The sequence below is a fragment of the uncultured Bacteroides sp. genome (assembly GCF_910585845.1).
In the GTDB taxonomy this organism is placed as follows: domain Bacteria; phylum Bacteroidota; class Bacteroidia; order Bacteroidales; family Bacteroidaceae; genus Bacteroides.
Genome location: NZ_CAJUHF010000089.1, coordinates 1 through 6,785 on the forward strand (window position 1 = coordinate 1; position 6,785 = coordinate 6,785).

Sequence of the window (6,785 nt, forward strand, 5' to 3'; positions counted from 1 at the left end):
GACTTATACCCCAAAATTCGATGTTTTCAAATTTTTGTCATGTACTTAATGCAAAGATACATTTTTTCTCTTGTTCTTTTTCCTTATTTCTCTCTCTTTTAAGTATTCTGAATAGATTGTATGAGGGGATAGTATAAGTTCCAATTTCTTTATTTTCAGCGAAACTATAGCTTTCTTAATACTTGTCGGAAATGATGCGGTCTGTAAATGGGAAATTATGATATGTGTTAATTATATAAAAATACATGGTACTTTGTATTGCATAGTACTAATATAATACATATATTTGTGCCATACAAATAGATGTTATGTATCAATTGATTCGTTTATATAGTGAAATATAAAACTACAAATAGAAAAAGGATGGATGTTAATAATGTAAAGTCGCAAATGCGCAAAGGCATGTTAGAATATTGCATCATGTTATTGTTGCATAAAGAGTCGGCCTACGCTTCTGACATTATTCAGAAACTGAAAGAAGCCAAGTTGATAGTAGTAGAAGGGACACTTTATCCTTTGCTCACTCGCTTGAAGAATGATGATCTGCTAAGTTACGAATGGATAGAATCTACTCAAGGACCTCCTCGTAAATACTATAAGTTGACACCCAAAGGAGAAGTCTTTCTCGGTGAACTGGAAAATTCCTGGCGTGAGTTGAATGAGACAGTCAATCACATAGCTAATTGTTAGGTGTGGGTAACCAAGCTACTTTATATAAGTATAATATTAAAAATAAATAAGAATGAAAAAGACATTAACAGTAAACTTAGGTGGAACAGTGTTTCATATTGATGAAGATGCTTATCGTCTGTTAGATAATTATCTTTGTAATCTGAAATTGCACTTCAGGAAGCAAGTGGGTGCCAATGAGATTGTGGATGATATTGAACTTCGCCTCTCTGAACTCTTTTCTGAAAAACAGATTGCGGGCTCGCAAGTCATTACCATAGCTGATGTGGAAGAAGTGATTACCCGTATGGGAAAGCCGGAAGAAATGGAAGCCGATTCGGAAGAGAATTTTTCTGCCGAAGGTTCAAAGGCTGGCTATGGTGCTGGCTCGTGGAATAGTGATGACCGTTCATCATACAATACTGCCCGGCGTCGACTCTATCGTAATCCGGACGACCGGATGTTGGGTGGTGTTATCGGTGGTGTAGCTGTTTACATGGGATGGGACATCACTTGGTCCCGCTTGATTTTTGTATTTTGTGCTATTCTTGGCTTCAAACTTCTGATCCCCCTATATATCATCTGTTGGATAGTGATTCCGGAAGCCCGTACTGCAGCCGAGAAGTTGAATATGCGTGGTGAACCGGTTACGGTAGAAAACATCGGGAAGACGGTAACTGGTGGTTTCGAGAGAATGGCGAACAATGTCAATGATTATGTGAAGTCGGGTACTCCTCGTACAGTGTTGCAAAAGATAGGGGATACGCTGTTGATGATTGTCGGCTGGTTCCTGAAAATATGTCTAATGATCTTTGCAATTGTTTTCAGTCCGGTGTTGTTGGTATTCGGGATTGTGTTTGTAGTTTTGTTCTTTGCTGCAATCGTGATTGCCATCAATGGGGCTCCTGCATTGTTTGCTTTGTTTCCAGCTATTGATTTTGTGATACCGACATCTCCCTTGTCAGCTATTGTGATGTACATTGCAGGTATTCTTATAGTGGGGATTCCGTTGATAAGTATTATTTTTGCTATACTCCGTCCGATGCTGAACTGGCAACCGATGGTGTCCGGATTGAAGTGGACTTTACTTATTTTGTGGATTGTCAGTACTGCTGTCTTTTTCATCTGCTTCATGATGCAAGGATTTACATTTCCGCAATTGCTGATGCAGGTATGATATTTGCCATAAGAGGCTGTTTCTTTTGATGGCAGAAAGATAACTCGGAAAAAATTGCTCGAAAGAGTACTGATCCTAAGTTTGAGCGGGCTTAAAACAAATGTGGGGGTATTGTTAAAATATCCCCACATTGCAATCCCAAGTAAATTGTATACACTTACTTTTATAATAGTGTATGTGATTTAGCAGAAAAGAATGGGATTGATTGTTTAACTCTAAAAACGTGAAAAAACTGTTACGCAAAAAGCGGATAATTTTTCATTGTATTATTCACGCGTGCGCGAACTTCTGCAATGACAGCTTCATTATCCACATTTGAGAGAACGGTTTCGATCATTTCTGCAATTTCCAGCATCAAATCTTCTTTGGCACCACGGGTAGTGATGGCGGGAGTACCTAAGCGGATTCCGGAAGTTTGGAATGCAGAACGGCTGTCGAATGGTACCATATTCTTGTTTACAGTGATATCGGCTGATACCAATGCTTTTTCTGCTACCTTACCGGTGAGGTCGGGATACTTGCTACGGAGGTCAACCAACATGGAGTGATTGTCCGTACCGCCTGAAACAATGGTAAATCCACGGTCAATTAATGCTTGTGCCAATACGGCTGCATTCTTCTGTACCTGAATGGCATATTCTTTGAACTCCGGTTGCAGGATTTCACCAAAAGCAACTGCTTTGGCTGCAATGATGTGTTCCAGCGGGCCACCTTGGATGCCTGGGAATACGGCAGAGTCTATCAATTGTGACATCATCTTGATTTCACCTTTCGGAGTGGTCTTTCCCCACGGGTTAGGGAAATCTTTGCCAATCAGAATGACCCCGCCACGCGGACCACGCAAAGTCTTGTGGGTGGTAGAGGTTACGATGTGGGCATATTTGACAGGATTCTCAAGCAACCCGGCTGCAATCAATCCGGCGGGGTGCGCCATATCGATCATCAGGATAGCACCGACTTTGTCAGCGATTTCGCGCATGCGCTTGTAGTCCCATTCGCGTGAATATGCCGAACCGCCACCGATGATCAATTTCGGTTTCTCGCGTAAGGCGATTTCTTCCATCTGATCGTAGTCTACACGGCCGGTTTCTTTATTCAGGTTATATTCACAAGGTGTATATATGATTCCCGAAGTATTTACCAATGAACCATGTGAGAGGTGACCGCCATGAGCTAGATTTAATCCCATAAATTTATCACCAGGATTCAGTACGGCAAGGAATACGGCTGCATTGGCTTGTGCGCCTGAGTGAGGTTGTACGTTTGCCCATTCTGCACCAAAAATTTTTTTTATACGGTCGATGGCAATTTGCTCACTTTGGTCTACTACTTCGCAGCCTCCGTAGTAGCGCTTTCCGGGGTAACCTTCTGCATACTTGTTTGTAAGGCAAGAACCCATAGCTTGCATTACCTGATCGCTTACAAAGTTTTCCGATGCAATCAGTTCAATACCTTTGAGTTGGCGTTGATGTTCTTTTTCGATGATCTCGAAAATTAAATCGTCTCTTTTCATTTTGCTTGCTTAGATAAATTGATAAATCAGTATTTTCTTAATTAAGCGTACAAAATTACAGATAATAAATGAAAAAAATGATAAAAAAGGAGCTTTTTCCTCTTTTTACTTAAAAAAAGATGCCGAGAGAACAGCTGAGCACGTTGTCACGACGGTGAAAACGTATTTTGTTGGTTGAGGAGTTTTCTTCGTATCTGGTGTAGTCATAGATTACCTTTCGGGAAATGTTATGCAATCCAATGTCATACCGGAAGTCGAAAAAGATGCGTGAGATGGTAACTGCCACTCCGAGTGTGAAACTGATATTTAGCGGTCGGAGTTCTTCGGCAATGTCCTGCTGTTCGAAGTTTTCGAAGGTTAACTTACTCTTTTTATTCCAAATGTAGCGCAGTTTTGGTCCTCCGAATACCGCTAAGCCGTAGGGATTCTCTTTGACGACACTATATCCGTAGATGACGGGGATGTCGATGCTGTGGATGGAGGACGTGATGGATGACATCTCCATGGGGACATCATCGGCAGTCGGTCTTTCGAAGGTGATGTTACAACGATTGATGTTATAGGATATCTCAGGCTGTAGGAAATGGCGATCGAAATTGATGCGCATGAAAAGGGAGCCGAAATATCCTATCTTGTAGTTGTTCTGCACTTCGTTTATGGTGACGTCGTTCAGCGTAAGGTTGGAGACCAGAAACAGAGAAGAGGTGAAACCGCCCTTGATTCCGAAGTTTACCGGACGGTCGTGCGGATGCTTTTTGACAAAAGATTCTTTGGTTTCGATGTCAGACACATAGGAAGACTGTCCCTGCAATATGGCGGGGAAGCACAAAAGGCATAGAATAAAGAATCTTAATGCGTTGCTCATTTCTGACTACTGACGGTTAGCTGTGTTTTATTTCTTCTTTTCGACGGACCAGCCGAATTTGCCTATTTTTTCGCCCAACTCATAGTATCCTCCATGTACATAGACCAGCGGATTGGTTTCTGCCAGTTCCAATTTGCCTGTTTCTGGATTCAGATTCTGCTTGTCGGCACGTACGTTTACTACGTCTGCAATGAACATGTCGTGTGAGCCGAGTGATACGATTTCCTTCACGCGGCATTCGATACATAGAGGAGACTCTTCAATGAGCGGAGCGCTGACTACCGTACACTTTCCCGGAGTCAGGTGCATCTCTTCAAACTTGTTGTAATTCTTGCCGGAGCGTACTCCACACCAGTCTGTGGCACGCGCCATGTCTTTTGTCGTGAGATTGATCACAAACTCCATGTTCCGCTTCAATATATCGTATGAGTGTCGTTCCGGACGTACGGATATATAGCACATGGGTGGATTTGTACAGATTGTCCCTGTCCATGCGATGGTCAATATGTTGTACTCTTCCGGGGTACTGCCGCAACTGACCAATACAGCAGGAAGGGGATAAATCATCGTCCCGGGTTTCCAATCTTCTTTCATGTTATGAGGTAATTGTGATTATAAATTGTAAATGCCAAGGGGATGCGTCGAAACTCACTGTGAAAACTTTCGGCGTACCCCCTCTCTTATACTTCTTTATATGATTTCTATCTCTTCTCTGCTTTGCTCTTTTTCACAGTAATGGCATCTGATGATGCAGTTTTCTTTGTCCATCACGTGAAACAGCGTTGGCATGGGTTCATTGTTGGTGATACACTTCGGATTAGCGCATTTCACGATTCCGCGAAGCTCTTCGGGCAGTTCCACTTCACGCTTTTCCACTACTTCGTAGTCGCGGATGATGTTCAACTTTACGTTGGGAGCCACTACGGCTATGCGGTTGATTTCGTCGTCACAGAAGAACTTGTCGGCAATCTTGATGATACCTTTGGTGCCCAGTTTCTTGCTTTTGAGATTGAAACCGATGGTGATATTGTTGCTCATGTGTTTCAGTCCCAGCAAGGAGACGACGGTAAACAGCTTTTCTGCGGGAATATGATCGATGACAGTACCGTTCTCTAAAGCGGCTACCTGCAATTCTTGTTTCTTTTCGCTCATAGTTTTCAGATGTAACTTCTAATTGTAATCAACTAAATTATTTCTTCACATCATCCAGAGTGATGCCTAACACATCGCAGAGAATGGCTTCGCGGGCATACAAACCGTTTTGCGCCTGCTGGAAGTAGTAGGCTTTCGGATTGTCGTCCACGTCATATGCAATTTCGTTGACGCGGGGCAGAGGGTGCAGGATGCGCAGGTTGGGGCGAGTGTGTTCCAGCATTTTGTTGCGCAGGATATATACGTTTTTTACCCGTTCATACTCCATGAGGTCCGTGAAACGTTCGCGTTGCACACGGGTCATGTAGAGGATGTCTGCATCAGTTATAGTCTCTTCGGTAAAGTCAGTATGTTCAACATATTTAATATGGTGGTTGCGGCAATAGATTTTATACTCTTCCGGCATCTTCAGTTCATCGGGGGCGATGAAATGGAACGTAGGGTTGAAGTGGCGCATTGCCATCAGTAGCGAGTGTACGGTGCGGCCGTATTTCAAGTCACCCACAAGGAAAATGTTCAGGTTCTCCAATGTACCTTGGGTCTTGTAGATGGAGTAGAGGTCGAGCATCGTTTGCGAAGGATGCTGGTTGGCTCCGTCTCCTGCGTTGACGATGGGCACGTCGGTGACTTCGCTGGCATAGCGGGCGGCTCCTTCCAGATAATGTCGCATGACAATGATGTCGGCGTAGTTACTCACCATCTTGATAGTGTCCTTTAGGGTTTCTCCTTTTGAAGAACTTGTAGCTTTAGGATCGGTGAATCCGATGACACGGGCTCCCAACCGGTTGGCGGCTGTCTCAAAACTAAGTCTTGTACGGGTGGAAGGCTCGAAAAAAAGTGTGGCAACTACTTTCCCTTCCAGCAAACTGCGGTTGGGATGGGCTTCAAACTGTTTTGCCATCTCAAGCATATAAAGAATCTTCTCTTTGCTGTGCTTGGCGATGGTGACTAAACTTCTGTTTTCCATATTGTTCGTTATATAGTTTCTTTTCGAGAGTGTAAAGGTAGATAAAATATGCGGAGAATGGAAAAAAGAGAGAAGAAAATTTAGAAGTTTTTTGTTCGGTGCTTCGTTTGTACTATATCATAAGTTTGTGTCAGATTCGGGCGTCTTTCATGAGCTTTTCGGATTTTCTCCAAATTTTATAGTTTGGAACTGGTATGGAATGGGAGAGGTGTCGCAGTTTTTGGGGGAGGGGCTTCTGATATTTGGAGTGATGCCACACGATAATACGGTAAACGAACGTGATATCGGCTATATCGAACTCACCTATCATTTCATATTTCGGATGAACCCTAAATAACATGAGTAGACACCCGTTAGTAGAATAAGATTACATCATATCTTATGTCTCATAACAAGTAATGTAATGGAGCATAACAAGTAATGTAATGGAGCATAACAAGTA

The 6,785-nt window shown here is 42.8% G+C and carries 7 protein-coding genes; 2 read left to right on the top strand and 5 right to left on the bottom strand.

Annotation, left to right across the window (positions count from 1 at the left end; translation table 11 throughout):
- Nucleotides 1-363: 363 nt before the first annotated feature.
- Nucleotides 364-690 (top strand): PadR family transcriptional regulator, encoded by a 327-nt coding sequence (locus QZ323_RS14350; RefSeq protein ID WP_294635373.1) that lies wholly within the window; start codon nt 364-366, stop codon nt 688-690.
- A 52-nt stretch (nt 691-742) separates the two neighbouring features.
- Entirely contained in the window at nt 743-1,846 is a 1,104-nt protein-coding gene (locus QZ323_RS14355; RefSeq protein WP_294635374.1) for a PspC domain-containing protein, read from the top strand.
- Nucleotides 1,847-2,081: 235 nt separating this feature from the next.
- On the opposite strand, the gene glyA is transcribed toward QZ323_RS14355, so the two are convergent.
- From glyA to pyrB, 5 genes are all read right to left on the bottom strand, one after another.
- Nucleotides 2,082-3,359: a serine hydroxymethyltransferase gene (glyA, locus tag QZ323_RS14360; protein ID WP_294635375.1), complete on the bottom strand. Its 1,278-nt coding sequence runs from the start codon at nt 3,357-3,359 to the stop codon at nt 2,082-2,084.
- A gap of 109 nt (nt 3,360-3,468) precedes the next feature.
- Nucleotides 3,469-4,224 carry a porin family protein gene (locus tag QZ323_RS14365; protein ID WP_294635376.1) on the bottom strand — a complete coding sequence of 252 codons (756 nt, stop codon included), beginning with the start codon at nt 4,222-4,224 and terminating at the stop codon, nt 3,469-3,471.
- Nucleotides 4,225-4,251: 27 nt separating this feature from the next.
- Nucleotides 4,252-4,818, bottom strand: coding sequence for a flavin reductase family protein (locus QZ323_RS14370; RefSeq protein ID WP_294635377.1), 567 nt, complete (start codon nt 4,816-4,818; stop codon nt 4,252-4,254).
- A 96-nt stretch (nt 4,819-4,914) separates the two neighbouring features.
- Nucleotides 4,915-5,376 carry an aspartate carbamoyltransferase regulatory subunit gene (gene pyrI, locus QZ323_RS14375; protein WP_294635378.1) on the bottom strand — a complete coding sequence of 154 codons (462 nt, stop codon included), beginning with the start codon at nt 5,374-5,376 and terminating at the stop codon, nt 4,915-4,917.
- 37 nt (nt 5,377-5,413) lie between these two features.
- A complete protein-coding gene (gene pyrB, locus QZ323_RS14380; protein WP_294635379.1) occupies nt 5,414-6,343 on the bottom strand; it encodes an aspartate carbamoyltransferase in 930 nt (309 codons plus the stop codon).
- Nucleotides 6,344-6,785: the final 442 nt, after the last annotated feature.

What these genes read in the sequence shown, in the direction of transcription:
- QZ323_RS14350 (WP_294635373.1), top strand. Translation starts at nt 364, where the DNA reads ATGGATGTTAATAATGTAAAGTCGCAAATGCGCAAAGGCATGTTAGAA.
- QZ323_RS14355 (WP_294635374.1), top strand. Translation starts at nt 743, where the DNA reads ATGAAAAAGACATTAACAGTAAACTTAGGTGGAACAGTGTTTCATATT.
- glyA (WP_294635375.1), bottom strand. Translation starts at nt 3,359, where the DNA reads ATGAAAAGAGACGATTTAATTTTCGAGATCATCGAAAAAGAACATCAA.
- QZ323_RS14365 (WP_294635376.1), bottom strand. Translation starts at nt 4,224, where the DNA reads ATGAGCAACGCATTAAGATTCTTTATTCTATGCCTTTTGTGCTTCCCC.
- QZ323_RS14370 (WP_294635377.1), bottom strand. Translation starts at nt 4,818, where the DNA reads ATGAAAGAAGATTGGAAACCCGGGACGATGATTTATCCCCTTCCTGCT.
- pyrI (WP_294635378.1), bottom strand. Translation starts at nt 5,376, where the DNA reads ATGAGCGAAAAGAAACAAGAATTGCAGGTAGCCGCTTTAGAGAACGGT.
- pyrB (WP_294635379.1), bottom strand. Translation starts at nt 6,343, where the DNA reads ATGGAAAACAGAAGTTTAGTCACCATCGCCAAGCACAGCAAAGAGAAG.